General features: G+C 64.4%; 26 protein-coding genes. 8 read left to right on the top strand and 18 right to left on the bottom strand.

The genetic code is table 11. The features are described from left to right. Position 1: 1 nt before the first annotated feature. The 8 genes from AC1D2O_RS22920 to AC1D2O_RS22885 form a co-directional block, all read right to left on the bottom strand. On the bottom strand, positions 2 to 676 hold the full coding sequence (locus AC1D2O_RS22920; protein WP_478090464.1) for an AraC family transcriptional regulator: 675 nt from the start codon (positions 674 to 676) through the stop codon (positions 2 to 4). 45 nt (positions 677 to 721) lie between these two features. Then, the gene (locus tag AC1D2O_RS22915; RefSeq protein WP_478090463.1) at positions 722 to 1,240 is read right to left on the bottom strand and encodes a Dps family protein; all 519 of its coding nucleotides are present in this window, start codon (positions 1,238 to 1,240) and stop codon (positions 722 to 724) included. 26 nt (positions 1,241 to 1,266) lie between these two features. Continuing rightward, on the bottom strand, positions 1,267 to 2,862 hold the full coding sequence (locus tag AC1D2O_RS22910) for an MFS transporter (RefSeq protein ID WP_478157953.1): 1,596 nt from the start codon (positions 2,860 to 2,862) through the stop codon (positions 1,267 to 1,269). Further along, the gene (locus AC1D2O_RS22905; RefSeq protein ID WP_478090461.1) at positions 2,834 to 3,229 is read right to left on the bottom strand and encodes a DoxX family protein; all 396 of its coding nucleotides are present in this window, start codon (positions 3,227 to 3,229) and stop codon (positions 2,834 to 2,836) included. Before AC1D2O_RS22905 ends, AC1D2O_RS22910 begins: the two co-directional genes overlap by 29 nt. Beyond that, positions 3,229 to 5,226, bottom strand: a complete 1,998-nt coding sequence (locus tag AC1D2O_RS22900) for an amidohydrolase (protein ID WP_478090460.1) — start codon at positions 5,224 to 5,226, stop codon at positions 3,229 to 3,231. The genes AC1D2O_RS22905 and AC1D2O_RS22900 overlap by 1 nt, the downstream gene beginning before the upstream one ends. Then, a complete protein-coding gene (locus AC1D2O_RS22895; RefSeq protein ID WP_478090459.1) occupies positions 5,223 to 5,513 on the bottom strand; it encodes a XapX domain-containing protein in 291 nt (96 codons plus the stop codon). Before AC1D2O_RS22895 ends, AC1D2O_RS22900 begins: the two co-directional genes overlap by 4 nt. Positions 5,514 to 5,525: 12 nt before the next feature. Further along, positions 5,526 to 6,179: a hydrolase gene (locus AC1D2O_RS22890; protein WP_478090458.1), complete on the bottom strand. Its 654-nt coding sequence runs from the start codon at positions 6,177 to 6,179 to the stop codon at positions 5,526 to 5,528. A 134-nt stretch (positions 6,180 to 6,313) separates the two neighbouring features. Next, positions 6,314 to 7,033, bottom strand: a complete 720-nt coding sequence (locus AC1D2O_RS22885) for a pirin family protein (protein WP_478090457.1) — start codon at positions 7,031 to 7,033, stop codon at positions 6,314 to 6,316. A gap of 165 nt (positions 7,034 to 7,198) precedes the next feature. Between AC1D2O_RS22885 and AC1D2O_RS22880 the strand changes: the two genes are divergently transcribed. Further along, entirely contained in the window at positions 7,199 to 8,116 is a 918-nt protein-coding gene (locus tag AC1D2O_RS22880) for a LysR family transcriptional regulator (RefSeq protein WP_478090456.1), read from the top strand. Positions 8,117 to 8,137: 21 nt separating this feature from the next. Here the strand turns inward: AC1D2O_RS22880 and AC1D2O_RS22875 are convergent, their stop codons facing one another. From AC1D2O_RS22875 to AC1D2O_RS22850, 6 genes are all read right to left on the bottom strand, one after another. Next, positions 8,138 to 9,103 (bottom strand): helix-turn-helix domain-containing protein, encoded by a 966-nt coding sequence (locus AC1D2O_RS22875; RefSeq protein WP_478157952.1) that lies wholly within the window; start codon positions 9,101 to 9,103, stop codon positions 8,138 to 8,140. A gap of 19 nt (positions 9,104 to 9,122) precedes the next feature. After that, positions 9,123 to 9,296 (bottom strand): hypothetical protein, encoded by a 174-nt coding sequence (locus tag AC1D2O_RS22870; RefSeq protein ID WP_478090454.1) that lies wholly within the window; start codon positions 9,294 to 9,296, stop codon positions 9,123 to 9,125. Positions 9,297 to 9,315: 19 nt separating this feature from the next. Then, on the bottom strand, positions 9,316 to 10,137 hold the full coding sequence (locus tag AC1D2O_RS22865; protein ID WP_478090453.1) for an alpha/beta fold hydrolase: 822 nt from the start codon (positions 10,135 to 10,137) through the stop codon (positions 9,316 to 9,318). Between the two features lie 137 nt (positions 10,138 to 10,274). Then, the gene (locus tag AC1D2O_RS22860; protein WP_478157951.1) at positions 10,275 to 11,492 is read right to left on the bottom strand and encodes an FAD binding domain-containing protein; all 1,218 of its coding nucleotides are present in this window, start codon (positions 11,490 to 11,492) and stop codon (positions 10,275 to 10,277) included. A gap of 24 nt (positions 11,493 to 11,516) precedes the next feature. Beyond that, positions 11,517 to 11,984 (bottom strand): VOC family protein, encoded by a 468-nt coding sequence (locus tag AC1D2O_RS22855; RefSeq protein WP_478091230.1) that lies wholly within the window; start codon positions 11,982 to 11,984, stop codon positions 11,517 to 11,519. A gap of 134 nt (positions 11,985 to 12,118) precedes the next feature. Then, positions 12,119 to 12,811, bottom strand: a complete 693-nt coding sequence (locus AC1D2O_RS22850; RefSeq protein ID WP_478091228.1) for a TetR/AcrR family transcriptional regulator — start codon at positions 12,809 to 12,811, stop codon at positions 12,119 to 12,121. Between the two features lie 125 nt (positions 12,812 to 12,936). Here AC1D2O_RS22850 and AC1D2O_RS22845 point away from each other — a divergent pair, with 125 nt between their 5' ends. Genes AC1D2O_RS22845 through AC1D2O_RS22820 form a run of 6 tightly spaced genes read left to right on the top strand, consistent with a single transcriptional unit; the run spans position 12,937 to position 18,668 of the window. Continuing rightward, the gene (locus AC1D2O_RS22845; protein ID WP_478157950.1) at positions 12,937 to 14,154 is read left to right on the top strand and encodes an ABC transporter substrate-binding protein; all 1,218 of its coding nucleotides are present in this window, start codon (positions 12,937 to 12,939) and stop codon (positions 14,152 to 14,154) included. Positions 14,155 to 14,200: 46 nt separating this feature from the next. Beyond that, positions 14,201 to 15,304: an alkene reductase gene (locus tag AC1D2O_RS22840; protein ID WP_478091225.1), complete on the top strand. Its 1,104-nt coding sequence runs from the start codon at positions 14,201 to 14,203 to the stop codon at positions 15,302 to 15,304. Positions 15,305 to 15,324: 20 nt separating this feature from the next. Further along, positions 15,325 to 16,206, top strand: a complete 882-nt coding sequence (locus AC1D2O_RS22835) for a branched-chain amino acid ABC transporter permease (RefSeq protein WP_478157949.1) — start codon at positions 15,325 to 15,327, stop codon at positions 16,204 to 16,206. 11 nt (positions 16,207 to 16,217) lie between these two features. Beyond that, positions 16,218 to 17,210, top strand: a complete 993-nt coding sequence (locus tag AC1D2O_RS22830) for a branched-chain amino acid ABC transporter permease (protein WP_478091222.1) — start codon at positions 16,218 to 16,220, stop codon at positions 17,208 to 17,210. Beyond that, positions 17,200 to 17,952, top strand: coding sequence for an ABC transporter ATP-binding protein (locus AC1D2O_RS22825; protein WP_478091220.1), 753 nt, complete (start codon positions 17,200 to 17,202; stop codon positions 17,950 to 17,952). Before AC1D2O_RS22830 ends, AC1D2O_RS22825 begins: the two co-directional genes overlap by 11 nt. 11 nt (positions 17,953 to 17,963) lie before the next feature. Beyond that, positions 17,964 to 18,668 carry an ABC transporter ATP-binding protein gene (locus AC1D2O_RS22820; RefSeq protein ID WP_478091218.1) on the top strand — a complete coding sequence of 235 codons (705 nt, stop codon included), beginning with the start codon at positions 17,964 to 17,966 and terminating at the stop codon, positions 18,666 to 18,668. Here AC1D2O_RS22820 and AC1D2O_RS22815 read toward each other — a convergent pair. The 4 genes from AC1D2O_RS22815 to AC1D2O_RS22800 form a co-directional block, all read right to left on the bottom strand. Continuing rightward, complete coding sequence (locus tag AC1D2O_RS22815; RefSeq protein WP_478157948.1) at positions 18,665 to 19,840, bottom strand: FAD binding domain-containing protein; 1,176 nt, start codon at positions 19,838 to 19,840, stop codon at positions 18,665 to 18,667. The genes AC1D2O_RS22820 and AC1D2O_RS22815 overlap by 4 nt on opposite strands. 28 nt (positions 19,841 to 19,868) lie before the next feature. Continuing rightward, positions 19,869 to 20,528 (bottom strand): DsbA family protein, encoded by a 660-nt coding sequence (locus AC1D2O_RS22810; RefSeq protein ID WP_478157947.1) that lies wholly within the window; start codon positions 20,526 to 20,528, stop codon positions 19,869 to 19,871. 129 nt (positions 20,529 to 20,657) lie between these two features. Next, entirely contained in the window at positions 20,658 to 21,638 is a 981-nt protein-coding gene (locus AC1D2O_RS22805; protein WP_477650228.1) for a TIGR03571 family LLM class oxidoreductase, read from the bottom strand. 38 nt (positions 21,639 to 21,676) lie between these two features. Then, complete coding sequence (locus tag AC1D2O_RS22800) at positions 21,677 to 22,342, bottom strand: DsbA family oxidoreductase (RefSeq protein WP_477650227.1); 666 nt, start codon at positions 22,340 to 22,342, stop codon at positions 21,677 to 21,679. A gap of 105 nt (positions 22,343 to 22,447) precedes the next feature. Here AC1D2O_RS22800 and AC1D2O_RS22795 point away from each other — a divergent pair, with 105 nt between their 5' ends. Next, positions 22,448 to 23,359 (top strand): LysR family transcriptional regulator, encoded by a 912-nt coding sequence (locus AC1D2O_RS22795; RefSeq protein WP_478157946.1) that lies wholly within the window; start codon positions 22,448 to 22,450, stop codon positions 23,357 to 23,359. Positions 23,360 to 23,395 lie beyond the last annotated feature (36 nt).

The following is a 23,395-nucleotide window of genomic DNA, read 5'->3' as shown; positions in this document are numbered from 1 at the left end:
TTCAGTGCAGATGCCGCCGGCGCCAGGCCGCCTGCGGCAACGTCACATGGTCGGGGGCAAGCCGATGGGGTGAACAGGGTGAGGCGCCAGTCGTCGGCACGCCGGCCTCGGTATTCTTGCCGAACCGACGGACCAGGTGGGCGCAGATTGCCAGGGCCAGGTGCCTGAGCATGGTCGAACTGGCGAATCGCGGGTTGCCGATCAAGGGAAGGATCGCCGCGCCCAGATGCCCCATCACCGGATCGATCAAACCCGGCAGGCACGAAAGCTCGCCGACGCGGTCGACGCCAGAGGCGTCCGCCACCGCGCCGATCAGCGCATGCGGAACGTAGAACTGGAGCACATCCAGCGGGCTGCCCAGGTAGCTGGCCACCTCGTCGCGCAAATCGACGATGCTGATGGCACCGCGCGAGTAGCTGCGAACCACCGCGGGCCGGCCGCGCACCCAGAGTTCATGGTGGCGCATCCCGACGAGGTGCAGCGTCACGACGAAGGCGTCCTGCGCTGGAATCTCCAGCTTCATGCCGAGCTGATCGGACGTGCAGGTGATGCGTGTCACCGCAAACGGCACGTTCAATGAAGGCCGCATGACAAGCGCAGGCGCTGACGGCAACTCGAAATACCGTCCCAGGCGATCGCCGAAGGCACCCTCGGAAAATGAAGCAGGAAGAATCATCGCGAGAGATTTGCAGATGCGTTGGTCGCTTGACCGGTCCGGTCGTCAGTCCTGTCGCACGGATTCGAAGAGAAACCAGGTGCGGCGCTCGGCTTCGTCGATCCAGTTTTCCAGGACGCTCGCGGTGGCGACGTCGCCATGCTCATCGCACAGCGAGTGCGTCGCACGCATGAAGCCGGCGAGGCGCTGATTGTCTTCGCGCAGCTCGGCCAGCATTCCGATCGGCGTCACAAAGTCCGCGTCGTTGTCCGAGAGACGTTGCAGTCGCGAGGCATGGCCCGTCGAACGCAGCGTGGTCCCGCCAAGTTTGCGGACGCGTTCGGCGATGGGATCGACCGTGGCGAATATCTGGTCGGCCTGCTCGTCCAGCAACAGGTGATAGTCGCGAAACGACGGGCCCGACATGTGCCAGTGGAAGTTCTTCGTCTTGAAGTAGAGCGCGAGAGTGTCCGCCAGCAGGACATTCAGCCCCGCAGAGACATCGCGTATCGCGTCCGCGGTCAGATCGTTCGGGGTGTGGAGCGGCGCGAGGCGTCGTTTCTTGAGGGTCTTCGAATCGGCCATGGTTTTTCCTTCAGGAGTGGACGGGGCTAGAGGGCGAGAAAGTGGTGCACCGCAGGCCTTTCGGGCCCGATGTGGAAGCGAATCGCTTCGCCTTGCAGGTCTGCATCGGCGTTGGACACGCGGTGGTGCTGACGCAGATGTTCCGCCCACGATTCGACGAGGAACCACTCCATGACCCGCTCAGGGTCCGCCGTGTGCTCGTGGAGGCCCCAGGCGTAGGCACCGTCGCGGCGGCGCTCCAGGGACAGGCGCTTCATCGCCCCCAGGAACGCAGGACGATCGTCCTTGCGGATGCGGTACTCGACCTGGATCATCACCGGCCCGCGGTCGTGCGCGACGGGCTCGGCGAGCAGCGGTTCGGGCCAGTGGTTCGACGCCTGCAGATCGGACTCGCCCGCAGGCAGGCGGATCCTGTGAAAGGCAACGCCAACGACCAGCAGCCCGACGGCACCCGCCACCAGCGTGGCCGGCACGCCGATCTGCTGCGCGATCAAGCCCCAGCCCAGGCTCCCGGCTGCCATGGCACCGTTGAAGACGGTCAGATAGACCGCCAGCCCCCGCCCGCGCACCCAGTTCGGCAGGATGGCCTGCGCCACGCCGTTGAGCGTGGTCAGCGCGACGATCCAGCCCAGGCCCAGCAGCATCAGCAACAGCACGGCCAGCCACTTCGGCGGTGCGAACACCAGACTGGCCATGACGGCGGCAACGAGCACGGAAGCCAGCAGGACCATTCCGTCCGCGTCGAGGCGTTGGCGCAGGCGCGGCATGACCAGGGCGCCGGCAATGGCGCCCGCGCCCACGGCGCCCAGCAGGACGCCGTAGAAGCCGGCCGTGCCGCCGAGCATCTGGCGCGCCACCAGCGGCAGCAAGGCCCAGACCGAACTGGCGAACAGGAAGAACACGGCCGCGCGCAGCAGCACCACATGCAGTTCCTTGCTGGCGCGTGTGTAGCGAAGTCCGGCGCGGAAGGCGCCGAGAAAGTTTTCCGACAGGCCGGTGTCGGCCACTGCGGGGCGCTTCCACCACAGCAGCGCAGCGATCACGAACGCATAGCTCAGCACATCGGCTCCGTAGGTGACCGCAGCGCCGAAGCTCGCCAGAACCAGCCCGCCCGCCGCCGGGCCGATCGAGCGCGCGATGTTGATGCCGAGCGAATTCAGCGCCACCGCATTCTTCAGGTCGGCGCGCGGCACGAGCTCCGGCACGATCGACTGCCAGGTCGGCCCCATCAGCGCTGCGCCGATGCCACCGGCAAAGGTCAGCGCAATCAGGTACTCGACGGTCAGCGCGCCTGTGCGCGACAGCACCAGCAGCGTGCAGCTGACGCTGGCCAGAAGGAGTTGCACAGCGATCAGGAATCGCCGGCGGTCGAGGACGTCGGAGAGCACCCCGGCCGGGATGGCGAGCAGGAAGACCGGCAGCGTCGCCGCCGTCTGGATCAGCGCGACGGCGGTCGGACTGGCGGACAGGTCCGTCACCAGCCACGAACTCGCCACATCGCGCATGAAGCTGCCGATGTTTCCCAGCACCGTGGCCGCCCACAGCACGGCGAACACGGGCTGGCGCAGCGGCGCGAAGCCGCCTCGAGCGGACTCAGCCACGCGCGCGCTCCTGCAGGTCATGCCAGGCGACCAGCAGAAATCCGCCGACCAGGCCGAGGTGCTCGAAGAACGAGTTGGCCGCCGCGAATCGCCCGGGTTGCGGCATCTCCCAGAAGCGCAATGCAACGAAAGTGGCGAGCAACGTGAAGCCGGCCAGCGCCAGCGCACCCAGCCAACGGTAGTAGCCCGCAAGGATGAGCGCCGAGGCACCCAGTTCCAGCACGATGACCGCCATGGCCCATGGTGCGGCCGGCGACAGGCCGAAGTGGTTCATCTCGGCGATCGCCGATCCGAAGTCCACCGCCTTGTTGAAGCCGCCCTGCAGATAGGCGGCGCACAGCAGCAGCAAGGTGATCCAGCGCAAGGCCGGTCCGGGTTGCCAGCGCATCAGACCGCCCAGCACGCGCAACCGAGCGCGCCCCAGAAGCTCTTGAGGTCGGCAATGGGCAGCTTGCTGCTCCAGGCCGTGGCGTGCTGGTGGCCGTGCACGTTGCAGTTGTTCGCGCAGGCGCAGTCCGCCGCCATGCGGCGCAGTGTCGTTTGCAGCGGCCGTCCGTCCTTGTCGCCCCAACCGGCGTAGCCGCCGAATGTGCGAACCGGCGACCAATCGGGCATGGCCGGCGGCGGCACGCTGTCGTCCTGCGACGCGAAGGGGCCGGCCCCATAGACCACCTTGCCACCGACCAGGGTGAGCAAGGAGGTGGTGTCCGCGATGTCCGATTCGGGGCACGCGAAGAAGTCGCGGTCCGGCACGATCAGGTCGGCGAACTGGCCTACCGCGATCTGCCCCTTTCTGCCCTCCTCGTTGGAGAACCAGGTGACCTTCTCGGTCCACATGCGCAGCGCTGCCTCGCGGTCGAGCAAATTGCGCTGCGGCGTGATCTGCAGGCCGCCCACGGTCATGCCGGTGACCAGCCACGACAGCGATACCCACGGGTTGTAGGAGGCCACGCGGGTCCCATCGGTGCCCGCGGAGACCTTCACGCCCTTCTCCAGCATCCGCTTGACCGGCGGCGTCGCCTCGGCCGCCGCGGCCCCGTAGCGTTCGACGAAGTACTCGCCCTGGTAGGCCATGCGGTGCTGCACCGCCACGCCGCCGCCCAGCCCGGCGATGCGGTCGATCGACTTCTCCGAGATGGTCTCGGCATGATCGAAGAACCAGTTCAGGCCCGCCAGCGGGATGTCTTCGTTCACCTTCTCGAAGACATCGAGCGCGCGGATGATGGTCTCGTCGTAGGTGGCATGCATGCGCCAGGGCCAGCGGTTCTGAGCCAGGATGCGCACCACTTCCTCCAGCTCGCCCTCCATCTCCGGCGCCATGTCGGGGCGCGGCTGGCGGAAGTCCTCGAAGTCGGCGGCCGAGAACACCAGCATCTCGCCCGCGCCGTTGTGACGGAAGTAGTCGTCGCCCTGCTTGTACTTCGAGCTCGCCGTCCAGTTCAGGAAGTCCTGCTTCTCCTGCTTGGCCTTCTGGGTGAACAGGTTGTAGGCCAGGCGGATGGTGAGCTGGCCGGCATCGGCGAGCCGCTGGATGACCTGATAGTCCTCGGGGTAGTTCTGGAAGCCGCCGCCAGCGTCGATAGCGCCCGTCACGCCCAGGCGGTTGAGCTCGCGCATGAAGTGTCGCGTGGAGTTGAGCTGGTACTCGACCGGCAGCTTCGGCCCCTTGGCGAGGGTGGCATAGAGGATCGCCGCGTTGGGCTTGGCCAGCAGCAGGCCGGTGGGGTTGCCATTGGAGTCGCGGGTGATTTCGCCGCCGGGTGGTGCGGGCGTGTCCTTCGTGTAGCCCACGGCGCGCAGGGCGGCGCCGTTGAGCAGCGCGCGGTCGTACAAGTGCAGCAGAAACACCGGCGTGTCGGGCGCCACGGCGTTCAGCTCGGCGATGGTCGGCAGGCGCTTTTCCGCGAACTGGTGTTCGGTGAAGCCGCCCACCACGCGCACCCACTGGGGGGCCGGCGTGACGGCCACCTGGCGCTTGAGCATGTCCATCGCATCGGCGAGGCTCCGCACGCCGTCCCAGCGCAGCTCGAGGTTGTAGTTGAGCCCGCCGCGGATGATGTGCAGGTGGTTGTCGATGAGACCGGGCAGCGCCGGCTTTCCCAGCAGGTTGATGACCCGAGTGTGGCCTCCGGCCAGGGGCAGGATGTCCTCGTCGCGACCCACATGGATGAAGCGGCCGTCCTTGATGGCGACCGCGCTGGCGATCGGATGGGCGCGGTCCAACGTCGTGAAGCGGCCATGATGCAAGATGAGTTCCGGGGCTTGGGAATCGACCACGTCGGGTGTCCTTGAAGAGCGTTGCTGCGCGAGGCTGGGCGCAGCGAGAGCGGCGCCCAGCGCGCCGAGAAAGTGCCGGCGGCGCCGAAGATCGAAGTCGGCGGTCATGCGTCGTGTACCCCGGCGCGGTCCGGCTCGGACGCGGCGAGCTTCGGTTTCGCGCACTGCGGCAGTTCGCCGAACATGTGCGGCTTCACCTGCTCGTGCAACCACGAGGTGGCCGCCGGGCCTCGATCGAACAGCCGCTTGGCCAGCGGCGGCAACTGTTCGCCAGCGAGGATGCCCAGCAAGCCGACGAGCGCGATGATCGGCGGCGCCGGCGAACGCACGCTGAAGAGCGCGTAGATGACACCGACCAGCACGCCGAGCGCGAGTGATACGACGTACGGCTTCATCGCATGCCCCGCTCAGCCTTCGTGAGCGCCGAACATGGTCTTGGCGTAGGTGATGCCCAGGCCATACGCACCGGCGAACTTCCTGGCGATACCCGTCGTCATTTCGTAGGTTTCGGTGCGGGCCCAGTCGCGCTGCAGCTCGAGCAGGTACTGCACCGAGGTCATCGGCCGTGCACCGGCTTGCACCATGCGGTCCATGGCGCGATCGTGCGCCTCGGGCGAGACGTCACCGCAGGCGTCGGAGATCACGTAGACCTCGAAGCCCTGGTCCAGTGCCGACAGCGCCGGGCCGACGATGCACACGCCGGTCCACAGGCCGCACATCACCAGGCGGCTCTTGCCGATCCGGTTGACTTCCTGGATCACGGCAGCGTCTTCCCAAGTGTTCATGGAGGTGCGGTCCAGCATCTTCTGCTCGGGGAAGGCCGCCTTGATCTCGTCGAACATCGGGCCCGAGAAGCTCTTCTCGGCCACCGTCGTCAGGATGGTGGAGGCCCCGAAACCGGCAGCCGCGTGCGCGACCAGAGCCGCGTTGTTGCGCAGGTTGACGGCGTCGATCGAATGCGTCGCAAAGGCCATCTGCGACTGGAAGTCGATCATGATCAGGGTGTGGTCCTTGGGCGTGAGAAGCAGGGCGCCGGGGGTCGGGGTGGCTTTGATGGTCATGGGAGGACTCCTGGTTGCGAAGGGAAACAGAGGGGTGACGTTCGATGTGAATCCTCGTTTCGGCACGGATTCATGTCTTGTCGATTAGTGAGGATCTTTTGGATATTCGGCGTTTCGGAAGGCTGCGGATGCCTTCAGAACGAGGGCAGTTCATTCGGCCGCAGGTCGAATACCAGCAGCTCGGCGCCGTCGCCGTGCGCCAGGTCAAGCCGCTGCTCGTCGCGCACGCGTGCGCCGTCGCCCTCGGACAGGCGTTTGCCATTGACCTCGACGCTGCCGCGCGCCACGTGAACGTAGGCATAGCGGTCGGGGCCGAGCGCCAGCGAGGCGGCTTCTTGACCATCGAACAGGCCCGCGTAGACGCGCACATCCTGATGCACGGCGAGCGAGCGATCGGTGCCATCGGGCGAAATGATCAGGCGCAGCCGTCCGCGCTTTTCTGCCGGCGCGAAGTGCACTTGCTGATACCGCGGCGCAACACCCTTGGCATTCGGCAGGATCCAGATCTGCAGGAAATGCAACGGGTCCGAGGACGACGAATTGAACTCGCTGTGCCGCACGCCGGTGCCGGCGCTCATCATCTGCACGTCCCCGGGACGGATGATCGAACCCGTGCCCATCGAGTCCTTGTGCTCGAGCGCGCCGTCGAGCACGTACGAGAAAATCTCCATGTCGCGGTGCGGGTGCGTGTCGAAGCCGCGACCTGCATGCACGCGGTCGTCATTGATCACCAGCAGGTCCGAAAAGCCTTCTTGTGCTGGATCGTGGTAGTGACCGAAAGAGAAGGTATGGCGCGACTTCAGCCAGCCGAAGTCTGCGATTCCCCGGTCGTTGGCGCTGCGAACTTCCAACATGATTCATTCCTCATTTATTTAATGAATTCGATTGAATTCACAATGGACCTCGAAGAGAATTTCCAAGGCAGGGCCGGATCTTCTCTTGTCCGATGAGGCCTGCTGGCGAAACTTTTCGCTACTTACAATCGATTTTTTCGATCATTCAGCTGCAAGGACCCGCAGGTGCTCAAACTCAGCCTGGAAGCCATCGAGGTCGTGGACGCCATCGCGCGCCATGGCTCCTTCACCGCCGCCGCCACCCACCTGCACAAGGTGCCCTCCACCATCTCGTACGCCGTGGGCAAGCTGGAGGAGCAGCTCGGCATGCTGCTGTTCGAGCGCAACGGACCGCGCGTGTCTCTCACCGCCGCGGGCGAGGAGATGCTCAAGGAAGGGCGCTGGCTGCTCGACGCCGCGAGCGACCTGGAATCCCGCATGCGGCAGATCGCCACGGGCTTCGAGTCGGAGCTGCGGCTCGTGCACGATTCGCTGATCCCGACGCAGGCGCTCATCGACGACGTCCGAGCCTTCGAAGCGCTGCGTTGCGGGACGCGGCTGCGCATCGGCTGCGAGGCACTGACGGGAAGCTGGGAGGCGTTGCGCGAGGGGCGCGCCGATGTCGTCATCGCCGCGGGCGAAGGGCCGGCCGGCGGCGGCTACCAGGCGGTCACCGTGGGCAGTCTCGAATTCGTGTTCTGCGTGGCACCGACGCATCCGCTGACCCGGCTGGATCGCCCGCTTCAACGCGGCGACCTGCTGGGGCACAACGCCATCGTGGTCGGCGACAGCGCCCGCACGCTGTCGGACCGCACCATCGGCCTGCTCGCAGGCCAGCAACGCATCACGGTGCCGTCGATGGCGGCGAAGATCGCCTGCCAGGCGGCGGGCCTGGGGCACGGATTCCTGCCCAGAGCCTGCATCCAGGGCGAGCTGGCGCGCGGCACGCTGGTGGAACTTCCCACCGAGGAGCCTCGTCCGCCCGAAGCCTTCTGGCTGGCCTGGAAGACGGGCGCCGACGGCCGGGCCCTTCAATGGTGGGCGAAGCAGCTGAACAGGCCGCTCGTCCCTGCACTGCTGCCGCGCTCGGTCTGGATGCCGTGATCCCGCGGCGCCGTGCCCGGATCAGGTCCGGCTGCGACGCCAGCGGGCCGGCGATGTGCCCGTGCGCGCCACGAACACACGCGTCAAGTGGCTCTGATCGGCAAAGCCGCAGGCCGCGGCGATCTGCGCGATCGAGAGATCGCGCTCGCCGAGCAGGCGCTGCGCCGAATCCACGCGCTGGCTCACCAGCCAGGCGTGCGGCGCCTGGCCTGTGGTCTGCTTGAAAGCCTTGCTGAAATGACTGCGCGAAAGCGCACACTCGCGCGCAAGATCGGTCAGCGACACATCGCCGGCGAGGTGCTCCATCAGGAACGCCTTCGCACGGCGCTCCTGCCAGGGTGCCAGCCCCCTTGAACGCAGGGGCGCGGCACGCCGCACGCCGCCGTAGACATGAATGACGTGGGCCTTCAATGCGAGGGCCACATGGTCGATGAACAGCGTGCTGGATTCCTCTGGGGACATCAACGCAGGCAGCATGGCCCTTGCCAGATTTGCAATCACCGGATCCACGGTGCCGGCATCGCAACGCAGCATGTCGACGCGCGGCACCTCCATCTCCTCGGCGAACGAATCGATGGTCGCCCGGGGCATGTGAAACAGCATGGAGTGAAACGGGCTGCAGACGTAGGCGGAGGCGCACTCCGACAGATCGGCGATGTGGAACGCTCCCTCTTGCTGCAAGCCCAACTGGAGGGAAGCACCGCCCCTGACGATGCGCCGACTGCCTCCCGAAGTGATCTCGACGCTCAGCAGGAACGCGTCTTCGGCCGGCAATGGTGCCAGCACGAAGAGATGCGGGAGTTCATGGTGCATTCGCGCGACACCGAGCTCGGTGCCGCAGCGCGATGTGGTAACGAGCGACGGGACGGCGTCGACACCGTACTGCCGCGCCAGGCGCTGGCCGAACCCGCAGTCGGAGCGATGATGAGTTGCCATGGTCTGGTGAAATGCGATGCGGCGATGGTAACCAGGGGAGGTCGGCAGCACACGATCTGCCGACCTTCTCCTACAGCGGCTTCAACTGCTGCAGCAGGGTCGGAATCAACTCGCTGAGGGTCGGATGAATCGGAACGCTGGCGGCTAGCTTCCGCACATCGACGCCTGTGGCCATGACGGCCAGCATCGAATGCACCACCTCGTCGGCGTCGACGCAGACGAAGGTGGCACCGAGCAGGCGCATGGAGTTTCGTTCTCGCCCCCTACGCCTTGAAGAAGGCAAGCAGATCGGGATTGATCTGTTCGGGGTTCGTCGCGCACATCCCGTGCGAATAGCCGGGATAGACCTTCAATTGGGCATTCTTGACGATCTTGGCGCTCATCAAACCTGAATCGGCAATGGGCACGATCTGATCGTCATCGCCGTGCATGACCAGGGTCGGCACATCGATCTTCTTCAGGTCATCGGTGAAGTCGGTCTCCGAGAAAGCCTTGACGCCCTCGTAGTGGGCCTGGATGGAGCCCATCATGCCCTGCAGCCACCAGTGTTCACGGATGCCCTCCGAGATCTTCGCGCCTGGACGGTTGAAGCCGTAGAAAGGCAGCGTCAGGTCCTTGTAGAACTGCGGCCGGTTGGATGCGACCGCCGCGCGAATGCCGTCGAACACATCGATCGGGAGACCGCCCGGATTGCCCGGCGTCTTCACCATCAGCGGCGGCACGGCGCTGATCAGCACGGCTTTCGCCACTCGCTTGCTGCCGTGGCGGCCGATGTACCGAGCGACCTCTCCGCCGCCGGTCGAGTGGCCGACGTGAATGGCGTCCTGCAGGTTCAGCGTTTCGGTCAGCGCCGCAAGGTCGTCGGCGTAGTGGTCCATGTCATGGCCGGTGGCCGTCTGGCTGGAGCGGCCATGGCCGCGACGGTCATGCGCGATGACACGGTAGCCATGCTGCAGGAAGTACAGCATCTGGCCGTCCCAATCGTCCGCGCTGAGCGGCCAACCGTGCGAGAAGACGATCGGCTGGCCCTTGCCCCAGTCCTTGTAGTAGATCTGCGTGCCGTCTTTGGTGGTGATGAAGCTCATGTCCTGGTTTCCTTTCGGTCCTGCTGGTGGTTGATGGATCGCGATGTCCATCGTGCAGCGTGCAAAGCTCGACGTATTGACGATTTGTCATGCGGTTTGCAGATTCGCGCAGCGACCACGCGCTACTTCTGCGTCGCTCAATGAGCGCCGGGGGCAACCGCCGTCTCCCGCATGATGGCTTCAGGCGTCCGGTAGGCTTCGGCCATCTGTCGCTCGTGCTCCGTTCGCAACTGTGCCTGCATGTAGGCGCCGAGTGCACGCGCATGCTCCACGATGAACCCGCCGAACTCAAGACGCGGCCGTTCGTAGGCCTCGAGGGCGGTTCGGACGTCGTCATGGCGCTTCAAGGCATCGAGCAAGGCCACGGCGTCACCCGCAGCCTTCGTCACGCCCATCCCGCAGTGAGGCCGTGCAACGAACGCCGAGTCACCAAGCAGCGCGATCCGACCGAACGCCAACTGAGAGCTCTCCAAATCGAAGATCGGCTGGAAAAAGAGCGCCTCTGTCTTCTCGACAACCTCAGCGAACTGGGGGGCCAGCACATCCCGCGCGGCTTGACGCGCCTGCTCCAGGACGCTGGCTCGAATGAGCGGCGGCGGAATGCCATCGAGCCACACCTTGCCGGTGTCGTCCGTCACCATGTCTTTCAAGGTCGTGCCTTCGTCAGCCGGCCGGTACCAGACGAAGTTGAAACGCCTCGAGCCCGGCGTGACTGAATTGTTCTTGCCCGCGACCGGGTAGGCGATCATCTGCTCGCGCGGCGGCAATCCGAAGGCGAAGTAGGGAAACAATTCCTTCAATGTCCGAGACGACAGGACCGACTCGTCGACCAGGCCGCGCCATGCGATGTAACCCGCATACAGAGTCTTGACTTGCGGCAGCAATGCTTGTCGCACGGACGAGCGCACGCCGTCGGCAGCGATCATCAGGGAGGCTCGGGCTTCCGAGCCATCCTCAAAGGTGGCGACGACCTGCTTCTCATCCTGAGAAAACGATGCCAGTTGCTTTCCATTGTGATAGCGCTCGTCAGGGAATGCGGCTCGAAGCACGTGATACAGCCGACCCCACGCCGTGAGGATTTGCGGCATGGATCGCGAGCCGAGCACTGAACCATCGCGAGCCAGCGTGACGCGTTCGCTGACGGAAATACCAATGGAGTCATCAACGACCACCCCCGCCTGTGCCAGTGCCACCATGAGCTCCGGATGGGTGACGATCCCTGCTCCACGCCCCTCCAGTTCCTCGGCGACACGCTCATACACGTGAACGTCCCAACCGGCCCGATGCAAGATGTTGGCGGCGAGGAGTCCCCCCAGGGAGCCGCCTACGATCATCACGGTCTTTGCTTGTGTCATTGCCTTCTCCTTCTTCTCGCCGGCTCAGTTCACAGTGGCACTTGCGCGCTCTGCTGCGGCGATCCCCTCCGCGGCGGGGTAGTTGAGCTCGATGGTGACGCCAGACGGGTCCTCGACGAACAGTTGGTGCAGCCCCAGGCTGGGTACGGTGCGCTCGCGAAACTGAAGACCTGCGGCATGAAGGCGACGGTGCATGTCCAGCAGGTCCGTCGCCAAGAAAGCAAGATGGTCGACCGCCGCGCTGCCCTGCAACGAATCTTCCGCCTTGTCGCCGAGGTACGCAGTCAACCCCGCCCGATCATGGGCATCGATGCCGATGATGTGCACGACGCCGTATTCGGACTCATCGCCTCCCCTGTAGAGCCACAGCCCCGGGAACTGGAACGGGGGCCGGAAGCCCTCGCGGAAGCCCATCACTTCGACGTAGAAGCGCCTGGATGCGTCCATATCGGTCGTTCGCACCGAATAGTGGGCCAGCTTGTTTATCGGCATAGTCTGCTCCAAAAAGAACATTAACTGATCGAAAGATAAATAATAGTGGAAGCAGCGGCAGGCCGCAAGCGATTCTGCTCGACCGGAAATGTAAAGAGACGCGACGCCTGCTTTTCACAGGCGGCTCGCGACCGTCAGATTCGCTCTGCGCGAAGAACCTGGGGAACGCCGGACAGGAAGGCATCGACGCGCATGTCGATAAGCCGCTCCAGGCGCTTGGGCGCGGGAAGGTCGTAGACCCATTTGCGCACCCCGATGTAGAAGACGCTCGAGTGCATCGCCCAGACGAGTTCGACCTCCTCGTCCTCTTCGTCGGCATCCCGAGGATCGGGGATGTCGAATTCGTGGCGCAGCTCCCGCGCGATGACGAGGAAGTGACGCTCCCGCAGGCGCGCCAGGTACTTCTGATTGATGCCCCCTCGGCTGAGGCCGGCATAGATGAAGATCCGCACCCACTCGCTGCGCAGGACGAAGCGCGCGTAGTCCTTCAGATAGCGCTTCAGCCGCTCGGTCAGCGGCACCCCGCGATCAGCGAGCCACTCCTCCCACTCCGGGTTCCACCGACGCACAAAGACCTCTTCGTAGACCCGGTCGACGAGGGCCTCCTTGGTCGGGAAGTACCGGTAGAGCAGTGGCTGCGTGACGTTCAGCTCCTTGGCCAGGTCCCGTGTGCTGGCGTCAAAGCCGTGCCTGGAAAAAAACGAGATGGCGGCCTGAACGATCTGGTGCTCCCGATCTTCGGGCGCGAGCCGCCGACGCGGGGCGGGGCCGGCAGGTGTGCGCGGTTCGGCGGCTTGCGTCGCCAGGAGTGACTTCGGTTGCTTCATCGGCGCTCGGGTTTCCCCTATCTTATTTATCGATTGACAATTTACTCTGATTCCGCCAAAGTTATCAGACGCTCAACAAGCAATGTACTTCCGAACCCGCCTCGGGCCAACAGGAGAACCACCCCATGAGACAACATTCATCCCCTCGCCGGCTGGCCGGTCGGGCCCTCGTCACGGCTGGCCTGGGCTTGGTCCTTGGCGCCGTTCAGGCACAGACCATCAAGATCGGGCTGCCGGTGCCTCTCACCGGTCCGTACGGCGCCGAGGCCAAGGACCAGGTCCGCAACGCCGAACTGGCGGTCAAGGAGTTCAATGAGACTGGCGGACTCAATGGCCGCAAGGCAGAGCTCCTCGTGCGCGACGACAAGCTCAATCCCGGCGAGGCCGCTACCCGCACGTTGGAGTTGCTCGAGAAGGACAACGCCAACTTCATCGTCGGCGGACTCTCCGCGGCGACTCAGCTGTCGATCAACAACGTGACCAAGCAGCGCAAGATCATCTACGTGTCCGTCAGCCAATCCGATGCCATCAACGAGGCGAGCGATGCCGGCCCGTACACCTTCCACGAGGCACTGAATCCGCACATGACGACCCAGGCGGTCGGTCGCTACGTGTTCAGGAAGGGCATGAGGGTGGCCTTCCTGACGGCCGACTATGCCTACGGCCAGGAGATGACGCGCGGCTTCACGCGCGTCGCCAAGGAGCTCGGTGCCGAGGTCGTGGGCGAGGTCAAGCATCCTCTGGGCGCGCAAGACTATTCGACCTTCTTGCCGCGCCTGCAGGCGATGAAGGCGGACGTGCTCGTCTTCAACAATTTCGGCAACGACAACCGCATCTCCATCAAGCAGGCCGGCGAGTTCGGCATGAAGAAGGGCATGAAGTTCGTGACGCCCATCCTGACCTACACCGCGCGTGTGGCCGGGGGCGCATCGACCTATGAGGGCGTCGTCGGCGGCACCCAGTACTTCTGGGAAATCGAAAGCAAGACACCGACAGCCAAGGCCTTCAATACCGCATTCAAGGCCGCCAACGAGAACAAATACCCCTCGGACTATGGCGCGATGGCCTATTCGGCGGTGAAGTCACTCCTGATGGCCGTCAAGTCCGCAGGGACGACGGACAGCGACAAGGTCGGTGCCGCCCTGGCGGCCCTGAAGTACGACACGTACAAGGGCCCCCAGTACTACCGCAGCTGCGATCACCAGTCGGTGCAGTCGGTCCTGGTCATCGAGTCGAACAGCAAGGAGACGCGCGACCCGACGGAAGTATTCAAGGTCCTGCACGTCGAGCCGGCGGATGAAAAGCTCCTGCGCTCCTGCCAGGAACTCGGCTTCAAGGGCTGAGGCCGAATCCCCCTTTCCTCTCCCTTCCCATCGACCGGAGCAAACCATGCCCAGCCTTTTCGACCCCATCGCGCTGCACGGACGGACACTCGGCAATCGCATCGCCATGGCGCCGTTGACGCGCTCCCGCGCGACCGCAGGCGACGTCCCTGGCCGGGACAACGCCACCTACTACGGCCAACGCGCGTCCGCGGGCCTCATCATCACCGAGGCCACCAACGTGACGCCGATGAGCTGCGCCTTCGAAAAGGCGCCAGGCATCTATAGCGACGCCCAGGTGGAAGGATGGAAGCTCGTCACCCAGGAGGTCCATGCCCGCGACGGCCACATCTTCCTCCAGCTGTGGCATTGCGGCCGCGTCGGCGCCGACGGGCTGCTGGACGGTGCGGCACCGCTGTCGCCCTCGGGCGTCAACGACGACCTCGACGCGCTCCAGGTCTGGGGCGAACTGGCTCGGGGCCGGTACGTGCGGATTGCCGCCACGCCCTCGCGCGCCATGACAACGGCCGAGGTCGAAGACGCCGTCGAGCAGTATCGACGCGGCGCGGCCAACGCGCTCAAGGCCGGTTTCGACGGCGTGGAGATTCACGCCGCCAACGGCTACCTGCCACACCAGTTCCTGTCGCCAACGACCAATCGGCGCACCGACGGCTACGGTGGCAGCTTGGAAAACCGCCTGCGCTTCCTGCGCGAGGTCGTGGAAGCCGCCATCGACGAGGTGGGCGCGGCGCGCGTGGGTGTACGCATCTCTCCTTTCGCCGCCTACAACAGCACGCGCGACCCCCATCCAGCCGAAACCTACGCCGCCGTGGCGGCCATGCTCGACGAATACGGCATCGCCTACCTGCATCTCGCGGACACCAACGCATGGGCCGGTCAACCGGACATGCCGAAGATCCTGGACGTCGTGCGGCCGCGCTTTCGCGGCGTCCTCATCGGGAACGGCGGCATCACGCCGGACGCGGCACGCGACCTCATCGCCACGGGCGCACTGGACGTCGTAGCGTTCGGGCGCCCCTTCCTGGCCAACCCCGACTTGCCCGCACGCATCCGCCTGGGCGGACCGTACAACGAACCCAGAAGCATCGGCTGGTACGGCGGATCGGCCGAGGGCTACACCGACTATCCGACGCTCGCGCACGCAGCCTGAGACACGTCGAGGGCACATCCATGGAAATCACGTTCGACCTCCTCGCGCTGCAGCTCTTCACCGGACTGGCCCTGGGCGCTGTCTATGTCCTGCTGGCTGTCGGCCTCTCTCTCATCTTCGGCATGCTCACCGTCGTGAACTTCGCGCATGGGGCCTTCTTCATGCTGGGGGCCTACATCGGCTTGGTGGCCGCGGAGAAGACCGGCAGCTTCTGGCTGGCCCTGCTCATTGCACCCATCGTGGTCGGTGCCATCGGCATGCTGGCTGAACGCTGGCTCATCCGACCGCTGTACGGCCGCGGGATCGACTACCCCCTGCTTCTGACTTTCGGCCTCGCCTACATGCTGGTCGAAGGCGTGCGCATCGTCTGGGGCAAAGCCGGCCTGCCCTTCGACACCCCCGAAGTTCTGCAGGGTGCGACGAACCTCGGGTTCGCCGACTTCCCGACCTACCGCTTGTTCGTCATCGGCGTCGTCGGCGCACTGCTCCTGGCCCTGTGGCTCGTGATCGAGCGCACGCCATTCGGCCTGGTCGTCAGAGCCGGCGCGCGGGACCCGGTGATCGTCCGCGTGCTCGGGGTGGACGTCTCCCGCGTCTGGCTCATCGTCTTCGGCGTCGGAACCGGCATCGCCGCCCTCGCCGGCGTACTCGCGGCACCCATGCAAGGGGTGTCACCCGAAATGGGAACCTCGGTGCTGACCGTTGCATTCGTGGTCACCGTCGTAGGCGGTATGGGTTCGCTGATGGGCGCTGTCGTCGCCGGCCTGCTGATTGGCGTGGTCGAAAGCATGGCTGTGCTTTTCTTCCCGGAAGCGGCAAAGGTCTCCATGTTCGTCATCATGGCTGCCGTGCTTCTCGTTCGTCCACAGGGTCTCTTCGGTCGCGCCGGACTGATGTCATGAAGGAACCGACCATGAGTGCCATCACGCCCCCCGCCACGAAGAAACCGTCGCGCACTTGGCAGGATGTCTTGAGAACAGTTGCGAAGCATCGCGTCCTGGCAACTGTCCTCTTCTTTGCCATCTTTCCCTGGCTGATGCCCTATCAGTCGCTGGCCATCAACATACTCATCTATGGCCTCTTCGCCGTTGGCTTCAACTTGCTGTTCGGCTATACCGGGCTGCTGTCATTCGGTCACGCCGCATTCCTCGGCGTCGGTGCTTACACCGCCGGCATTCTCATCGCCCAGCACAACGTGCCATGGTGGGCGGCGGTGCCGGCTGCCGTTGCGGCTGGATGCCTGGTCGCGCTGGTGATGGGCCTGCTGGCCATCCGGACACGCGGCATCTACTTCGCGATGGTGACCCTCGCACTTTCTCAATGCGTCTACTTTCTCGTGTACCAGTTGCCTGCCTCCGGTGGAGAGAACGGCCTGCGCGGCGTCAACGTCTCGGAAGTGAGCATTCTGGGGTTGAAGCTCGACCTCCTGAACCCGCTGCAGAAGTACTACTTCGTCTTTGCATTCGTGGCCGTCGCGATGTGGCTTCTCTCCCGCATTCTGGCCTCCCCATTCGGTGGCGCCATCGAGGCGGTCCGTGAGAATGAGGCACGGGCGCGGGCCTGTGGATTCGACATCGAGCGAACGAAGCTGCTGTCGTTCGTCCTCTCCGCAGGCTTCTGCGCCCTGGCCGGATCGCTCAATGCCATCCATCTCTCCAGCGTTCCCATCGAGACGCTGGACTACGCCACCTCGGGCATGGTGGTCATGCTGTGCCTCCTGGGGGGCATGGGCACCTACTTCGGCCCCTTCGTCGGCGCGGCGCTCTTTCTGCTGATCCAGGACCTTGCATCCAACTGGACCGAGCACTGGCAGCTCCTCGTCGGCGGCGTCTTCGTCTTCTTCGTCCTGTTCTTCCCGAAGGGGGTCTGGGGCACGTTCCTTCAGAAGGTCTCCCATGAACGCTGATGCCATCATCGAGACGCGAAACGTCAGCAAGCGCTTCGCCGGCTTCAAGGCGCTCAACGACGTGAGCGTGAAGATTCGCCCGGGAATCCTGACGTCCATCATCGGTCCCAACGGCGCGGGGAAGAGCACCTTCTTCAACATGCTCTCGGGCGCCTTCGCACCCAGTGACGGTCAGATCGTTTTCATGGGCGAGGACATCACCGGGATGCGCCCGCATGAGTTTGCGCACACCGGCATTGCCAAGTCCTTCCAGATCACGAACCTGTTTCCGAACTTCACGGCGCTCGAAAACGTGCGCATCGCGCTCCAGGCGCATGTGTCGCGCTACGGCCTTTGGCGCCGGCGCTCGGCGCTCCATGGCTTGAGCGAACAAGCCGAGACGGTGTTGAAGACGGTCGGGCTCTCCGAGCGGTCCAACCACCTCGCGCGGGAATTGGCACATGGCCAGCAGCGTGCGCTCGAAATCGGAGTCGCACTCGCCGGCCAGCCCAGACTCCTCTTGATGGATGAGCCCACGGCAGGCATGAGTCCCGAAGAGACCAAGGTCATGATGGCGCTCATTCGCAAGCTCGTCGAAGAGCGCACCGTCGTTCTGGTCGAGCACAAGATGAAGATGGTGATGGGCATCAGCGAGCGCATCGTCGTCCTGCACCATGGCGAGCTCATCGCTGAAGGCACCCCGGACGACATTCGCGCCAACGACCTGGTCAAGCGTGTCTATCTCGGCCAAGGCAACCACTGAGGGAGCGCGGAATGCTTGAAGTCAACGATCTGAACGCGTGGTACGGCACCAGTCACATTCTTCAGGGTGTCAGCCTGAAGGTTCACAAGGGTGAGCTTGTCTGCCTGATCGGTCGCAACGGTGCCGGCAAGACCACGACCGTCAAGAGCGTCGCCGGGCTCATTCCAAGAGCGAAGGGGTCGGTGAAGTTCGAAGGCATCGAGCTGCTCGGCCAACCGGCGCATGCCCGGTTTGCCATAGGTCTGGCTTACGTTCCCGAGGAGCGCCGTATCGTTCCCGGCCTCACGGTGCGAGAGAACATCCGCCTGGGTCTCCTCGCCTCGCCGCTGCGCCGGCATGAGGCGGATGTCATCGAGGAGATCGCGCAGACCTTCCCACGGCTGAAGGAACGCCTTGACCAGATGGCCATTACGATGTCGGGCGGGGAGCAACAGATGCTGGCCATTGCGCGCGCTGTGGCGTCCAAGCCGAAGATGGTGCTGCTCGATGAGCCTTCCGAAGGCATCATGCCGGTGCTGGTCGATGAGATGTTCGAGTATTTCGCCGCGCTCAAGCGCAGCGGCGTGACCATTCTTCTCATCGAACAGAACGTCGGTCTGGCCCTCAGGATTGCAGACCGCGCCTACATCCTCGACCAGGGCGAAATCGTCTACAGCGGCAGCGCGCAAGCCATGCTGGCCGATGAAGCGATCCAGGAGCGCTACTGCGCGGTCTAGGCAGCCTTCAGCATCACGTGGCTGCGCGGGATTCCCATGATTCGATCGCCGATGTTCATGCCCCATTCGGTCATTCCGATGCCTTCGCGCAGCTGCCCCGTCTGCCAATCCGACAGCGCCTCGTCGATGTCGGAGCCCAGGGGTTGCAGCGCCTTGGCCAAAGCCAGGGCATTGGCCGCAGCCTTGGCAGTGCTGCCGGCGGTATGGGGCCGGGGCACGAATGCGGCGTCCCCAAGCAGGACGGCACGACCGAACACCATCCGCGGCACCTGCAGGTCCAGGATGGCCTGGACGAAGGGCTCCTTCGTGGCCTCAAGCAGAGTCTGAAAGGTCGGCGCAAGCAAGTCCCTCGACGTTTGCATCAGAAGCGCAAGGTCTTCATCCTTGGGCGCACCCGGCGGCATCGAGAACGCGTGGTGGACTCCGAAGCGGTCGCTCATCAATGCCGAGAGTTCATCGCCGTGCTCCACCTTCTGGTACCACACCCAGTTCCAGCGCCGATGACCTTCCTGGATCGATTGGCCTTCACCCGGGACCAGGTATTCGAGCATCAGGTGGCCAGGGCCTTGTTGAAATGCAAAGGTGCCCGCAAGCACATCCGCGGCACTTGCAGGAAGTTCCTCTTCAGGGACCAGACCGCGCCATGCGACATAGCCAGCGTAGTCGGGAACGAGACCAGGGATGACTTGCTCGCGCACCGCGGAGCGCGCGCCATCGGCGCCGACGAGCAGGTCGCCGGTTTCGACGCGGCCGCTGGCGAAGCAGGCGGTGATGCGGTCGCCATGCTGCTCGAAACGAACGAATCGCTCACCCGGATGAAATATCTCCGCAGGCAGGTGCTGTTTCATCGTGCCGTAGAGCATGTTCCAGGACGTCTGGCTCTGCGGCATGTAACTGCGTTGGACGACGCGATCGTCGCGGTCCAGGTAGATGCGGTCGCCCGACCTGACGCCTAGCGCGCCCAGGGTCTGGACCCCTGCGAAATGGAACGCAGACAGTACATCGCCCTGCAGCACGACACCGCCGCCGCGGCTGTCGAGTTCGTTCGGGGATCGTTCGAAGACGTCGACCTCCCAGCCAATGGCTCTCAGCGTCGTGGCCGCAAAGAGTCCGCCGAGGGAGCCGCCGATGATGAGTGCGCGAGGCTTGTTGTTCGTGGTGTGGGTGGTCATGAATCTCTCCAGACTGCGCCTGGCGCGATCAAGCGTGGGTTGAGGCGTGAGCCAGGCGACCCTCGAGAGCTTCGCGGAATTGCGCGGGCTTGCCGAGGAACTGACCGAGGTGAAGCATCTGAAGCTCCCCGTCCTGTTCAAGCGCCAAAGTCGGGAAGCCGCGCCCACCCGCGCGCCACAACAGCTCACGCGTGTTTTCGAAATGCTCGGGCAGCCTGGAAGTGCCCTGATCAAAGGCGGCCGAGAAGCGTTCTTCGTCGAGGCCGAGTTCCACGGCAAGGCGCGTCAGTTCAGCGCGGTCCGCGATGGGGCGGCCTTCGACGTAGTAGGCCGTCTGCAGGCGTTTCAGCATCCTGAGCCCCACGCCGGCGAGTTCTTCGGCAGCGAGCATGGCTGCGGTCGGAGGCGCCGAGTCAAGCACCACGTCGTAGTTGAACTGCGTGCCGGCCTTGTAGGCGTCACCAAACTCTTGGCCGCTCAGTGCGGTGATGCGTGTCTCGTGCGGGCGGACGAAATGGCGCCAGTCTGCGGACATCATCTTCGCGTTGTCGAGGGCCAACATGCCTCCGCCGTGAGGAACGATCTTCAGTCTTTCCAGTTCGGACGCGGCAGCAAGAAGCGGCGCGACGCCATAGCACCACCCACAGAAGGGGTCGTAGACGTAATGCAGGGTTGCCTGGTTTGACATGACGAACTCCAGTTGGTTTGTGAACTGAAGTTTGGGCTTTGCGATAGAAATTCAGAATATGAATTGATTGCAATTCGGCGTTGCGATGAACGCAAGATTGACCGCTGAGTACACCGCGCCACCCTGCGCTCAAGCCCGCGCGGTCGCAACTTTCAAGGTCGGCGGCGTTGCATGGAAGGAAGTCAGAACGTCCAGGCCAAGTTCGTCGACGATGTCCAGAACCGGCCGCGGGCCTCTCGCCAGATGCAGCAACACATGGCCTACGCCCATCGCGTCCATGCGGACAAGGTATGCCTCAAGCGCATGACGGCCGGACCGGATGCCTAGCTCGATGCGCACTGCAGGCGCGTCCGCTTTTTCGACCAGGTCGAGGTGAAGAGATTGGACGAAGGGCTTGTGCTGGCCGGCCGCACGCTCAGAGACCGCCGATCGCCAGAGCCCGATACGCCCCTGCTGCCGTACTTCGTCCCGGTGGTAGGACGCCCAGCCCTCGGCGTTGGCGGCAATCCACTGCAGAGTCTGCCGAGCCGAGCCCACGACCAGCATCGGAATGCGGCTCGTCGGAACTGTGGCCAGGTCATAGCCGCCCGTAGCCTCCAGGAGTACCTTGCGTTCACTGGCTTCCGGCGAGAGCGCAGCTCTCAAGAGCGACCAACCCGCGCGAAATGCGTCCCCGCGCAGGGCCGCATCCTGACCAAAGGCCGCAAACTCGGCCTCGCGGTCACCAGAGCCCACGCCAAGGATGAAGCGGCCGCCCGAAAGGCGGTCCAGCGATAGCGCTGACTTTGCCAAGTGCAATGGATGTCGCAACGGAAGGACCGCTGCGGCCGTTCCCAAAGCCACCTGCCTGGTCGCTGCCGCCAGGGTCGATAGCCAGACGAACGGGTCATCCAGGGCCGCCGACTCGAGGTCGGTGCCTTGCGGCACCATGAGCGGGACGTCGCGTGCCCACAATGCGGCGAACCCATGGCGGTCGGCACGCTCGGCCGCAACTCGCTCGATTTCCAGGTCCGGCATCGTGCCTGGATGGCGCGCAAGCGGCGTCATCAGGCCAAGCGATAGCCGGTTCGCGTCCAGCGCGCGCGCGTAAGCGACGTTGAATGGAGCCATTGAGCTCTTGCCCTCTATTGTCTGAGCGATCCGAGAGCTTAGACCGCTGCTTCGGCCGCCTTGCTGTCAGACGCGCTTCGAAGCACTCGAACCCACACCGATGGCGGTTGGGCACCACTGACAGGCACATCGCCGATGCGAATCGTCGGAACCGAGCGGACGCCAGCCGCCTCGCCCTGCAGCTCGGCTTCGACCACTTCACGCTCGCCAGTGGTCGAGGCCAGGAAGCTTCGCACCTCTTCGGCGTCAAAGCCGGCGCGACCGGCCAGTGTCACCAGGACTTCCACGGTCCCGATGTCCTGTCCTTCGGTGAAGTACGCGGCGAAGATGCCTTCGAGAAGCGACTCCGCCTTGCCGGTGTCGCCTTTGCCTTGGGCAAAAAACATCAACCGATGAGCGAGTCGTGTGTTGGGAGTGATCGCCACGCGGTCATAGTTGAACTCCGCGCCAGCTCGCTTGCCCGCGAGAGTCACGTCCGCATCCATCGACTGAGAGCGCGCCCAGCTACCGAATTTGGCGCTCCGATACGCCTTCCGGTCGACCCCGGCCTTGGGCATGGTCGGGTTCAGTTCATACGGTACGTATTTGATGGTCGCCGGAGTCATCAAGTCGGCCTCCTTGAGCGCAGCCTTCAGATTCTCGTGACCAATCCAGCACCACGGGCAGATGAAGTCGTACGTCAATTGGATCTCGATCGGGGTCATGGCAACTCCTTGCTTTGAAGATGCTGGAAGATTAGGCTTTGCGTTCAACAAGTGAATACCGCGACGCTGCAATCCAGCGTTGCGCCACGTGCAACCAGGGACGGTGTGGACAAAGTTCTTGCTCTCCGAGCGTTCATCGACGTCGCCGAAACGGGCGGCTTCTCGAAGGCCGCCCGTCGCATGGGCGTCGCCACTTCCTCTGTGACCCGCCTGATGGACGCGCTGGAGGAATCGTTGGGCAGTGCTTTGCTGACCCGCACCACACGTCAGGTCACGCTCACCGACGCAGGTGCGGCGTACCTCGAGCAAGTGACGCGTGTGCTGTCCGATCTGGATGAAGCCGACGGAAGCATTGCGGACACCGGCGCCGAGGCAGTGGGTCCGCTGCGCGTCTCCATGCCAGTGACCTTCGGTCGCCTGTGCCTTGGCCCGCATGTTGCCGGGTTCCTCGAAGCCCATCCGCGCGTGTCGCTCGAACTTGTGTTGTCCGACGCCTACGTGGACCTGGCGGCCGACCGCATCGATGTGGCTGTGCGAATCGGTACGCCCGCGAACCAGCCCCACCTGATCGTGAAACAGCTCGCGGAACACCATCGGTATGTGGTCGCCAGCCATGCGTATCTGGAGCGCCGGGGCGTCCCGTCCTTGCCCGAGGAGCTGAGTCACCACGAATGCCTGCGTTTTGCCTATCAAGCGGGTCCGCAGCGTTGGTCCTTTGGCCTCCCGGACAAGGTCACGCATGTCGAGGTCAACGGCCGGCTGGCCGTCAACAATTCGGACGTACTGCGGGAATCCGTGCTCAGCGGCCTCGGCATCGCCCTGTTGCCGCAATGGCTGGTGCACGATGATGTTCGTGCGGGACGACTGAGGCGGCTGTTCGAGGGGTTTTCGGTGAATCCGCAGGACCAGACTGTTTGCGTTTACGCCGCGTATCTGCCCAACCGTCGCCACTCACGAAGAGTTCGGGTGCTGCTGGAATTTCTTCAGGAACGAGTCGTGACTGCAATCCACGACTGAACCCATGGGCGTCCGGCGTTGAGCAGACGCGGCTCA

Source organism: Variovorax sp. P1_G12, assembly GCF_056405555.1.
The sequence above is the reverse complement of the archived record's forward strand: the minus strand, read 5'-3'. Positions and strand labels throughout refer to the sequence as shown.

Coding starts and splice junctions, on each gene's coding strand:
- AC1D2O_RS22815 (WP_478157948.1), bottom strand. CDS start 19,840: ATGACCACCCACACCACGAACAACAAGCCTCGCGCACTCATCATCGGC.
- AC1D2O_RS22850 (WP_478091228.1), bottom strand. CDS start 12,811: ATGAAGCAACCGAAGTCACTCCTGGCGACGCAAGCCGCCGAACCGCGC.
- AC1D2O_RS22860 (WP_478157951.1), bottom strand. CDS start 11,492: ATGACACAAGCAAAGACCGTGATGATCGTAGGCGGCTCCCTGGGGGGA.
- AC1D2O_RS22905 (WP_478090461.1), bottom strand. CDS start 3,229: ATGCGCTGGCAACCCGGACCGGCCTTGCGCTGGATCACCTTGCTGCTG.
- AC1D2O_RS22900 (WP_478090460.1), bottom strand. CDS start 5,226: ATGACCGCCGACTTCGATCTTCGGCGCCGCCGGCACTTTCTCGGCGCG.
- AC1D2O_RS22895 (WP_478090459.1), bottom strand. CDS start 5,513: ATGAAGCCGTACGTCGTATCACTCGCGCTCGGCGTGCTGGTCGGTGTC.
- AC1D2O_RS22810 (WP_478157947.1), bottom strand. CDS start 20,528: ATGTCAAACCAGGCAACCCTGCATTACGTCTACGACCCCTTCTGTGGG.
- AC1D2O_RS22885 (WP_478090457.1), bottom strand. CDS start 7,033: ATGTTGGAAGTTCGCAGCGCCAACGACCGGGGAATCGCAGACTTCGGC.
- AC1D2O_RS22830 (WP_478091222.1), top strand. CDS start 16,218: ATGAGTGCCATCACGCCCCCCGCCACGAAGAAACCGTCGCGCACTTGG.
- AC1D2O_RS22910 (WP_478157953.1), bottom strand. CDS start 2,862: ATGACCTGCAGGAGCGCGCGCGTGGCTGAGTCCGCTCGAGGCGGCTTC.
- AC1D2O_RS22865 (WP_478090453.1), bottom strand. CDS start 10,137: ATGAGCTTCATCACCACCAAAGACGGCACGCAGATCTACTACAAGGAC.
- AC1D2O_RS22890 (WP_478090458.1), bottom strand. CDS start 6,179: ATGACCATCAAAGCCACCCCGACCCCCGGCGCCCTGCTTCTCACGCCC.
- AC1D2O_RS22835 (WP_478157949.1), top strand. CDS start 15,325: ATGGAAATCACGTTCGACCTCCTCGCGCTGCAGCTCTTCACCGGACTG.
- AC1D2O_RS22855 (WP_478091230.1), bottom strand. CDS start 11,984: ATGCCGATAAACAAGCTGGCCCACTATTCGGTGCGAACGACCGATATG.
- AC1D2O_RS22825 (WP_478091220.1), top strand. CDS start 17,200: ATGAACGCTGATGCCATCATCGAGACGCGAAACGTCAGCAAGCGCTTC.
- AC1D2O_RS22805 (WP_477650228.1), bottom strand. CDS start 21,638: ATGGCTCCATTCAACGTCGCTTACGCGCGCGCGCTGGACGCGAACCGG.
- AC1D2O_RS22800 (WP_477650227.1), bottom strand. CDS start 22,342: ATGACCCCGATCGAGATCCAATTGACGTACGACTTCATCTGCCCGTGG.
- AC1D2O_RS22920 (WP_478090464.1), bottom strand. CDS start 676: ATGATTCTTCCTGCTTCATTTTCCGAGGGTGCCTTCGGCGATCGCCTG.
- AC1D2O_RS22915 (WP_478090463.1), bottom strand. CDS start 1,240: ATGGCCGATTCGAAGACCCTCAAGAAACGACGCCTCGCGCCGCTCCAC.
- AC1D2O_RS22820 (WP_478091218.1), top strand. CDS start 17,964: ATGCTTGAAGTCAACGATCTGAACGCGTGGTACGGCACCAGTCACATT.
- AC1D2O_RS22845 (WP_478157950.1), top strand. CDS start 12,937: ATGAGACAACATTCATCCCCTCGCCGGCTGGCCGGTCGGGCCCTCGTC.
- AC1D2O_RS22840 (WP_478091225.1), top strand. CDS start 14,201: ATGCCCAGCCTTTTCGACCCCATCGCGCTGCACGGACGGACACTCGGC.
- AC1D2O_RS22870 (WP_478090454.1), bottom strand. CDS start 9,296: ATGCGCCTGCTCGGTGCCACCTTCGTCTGCGTCGACGCCGACGAGGTG.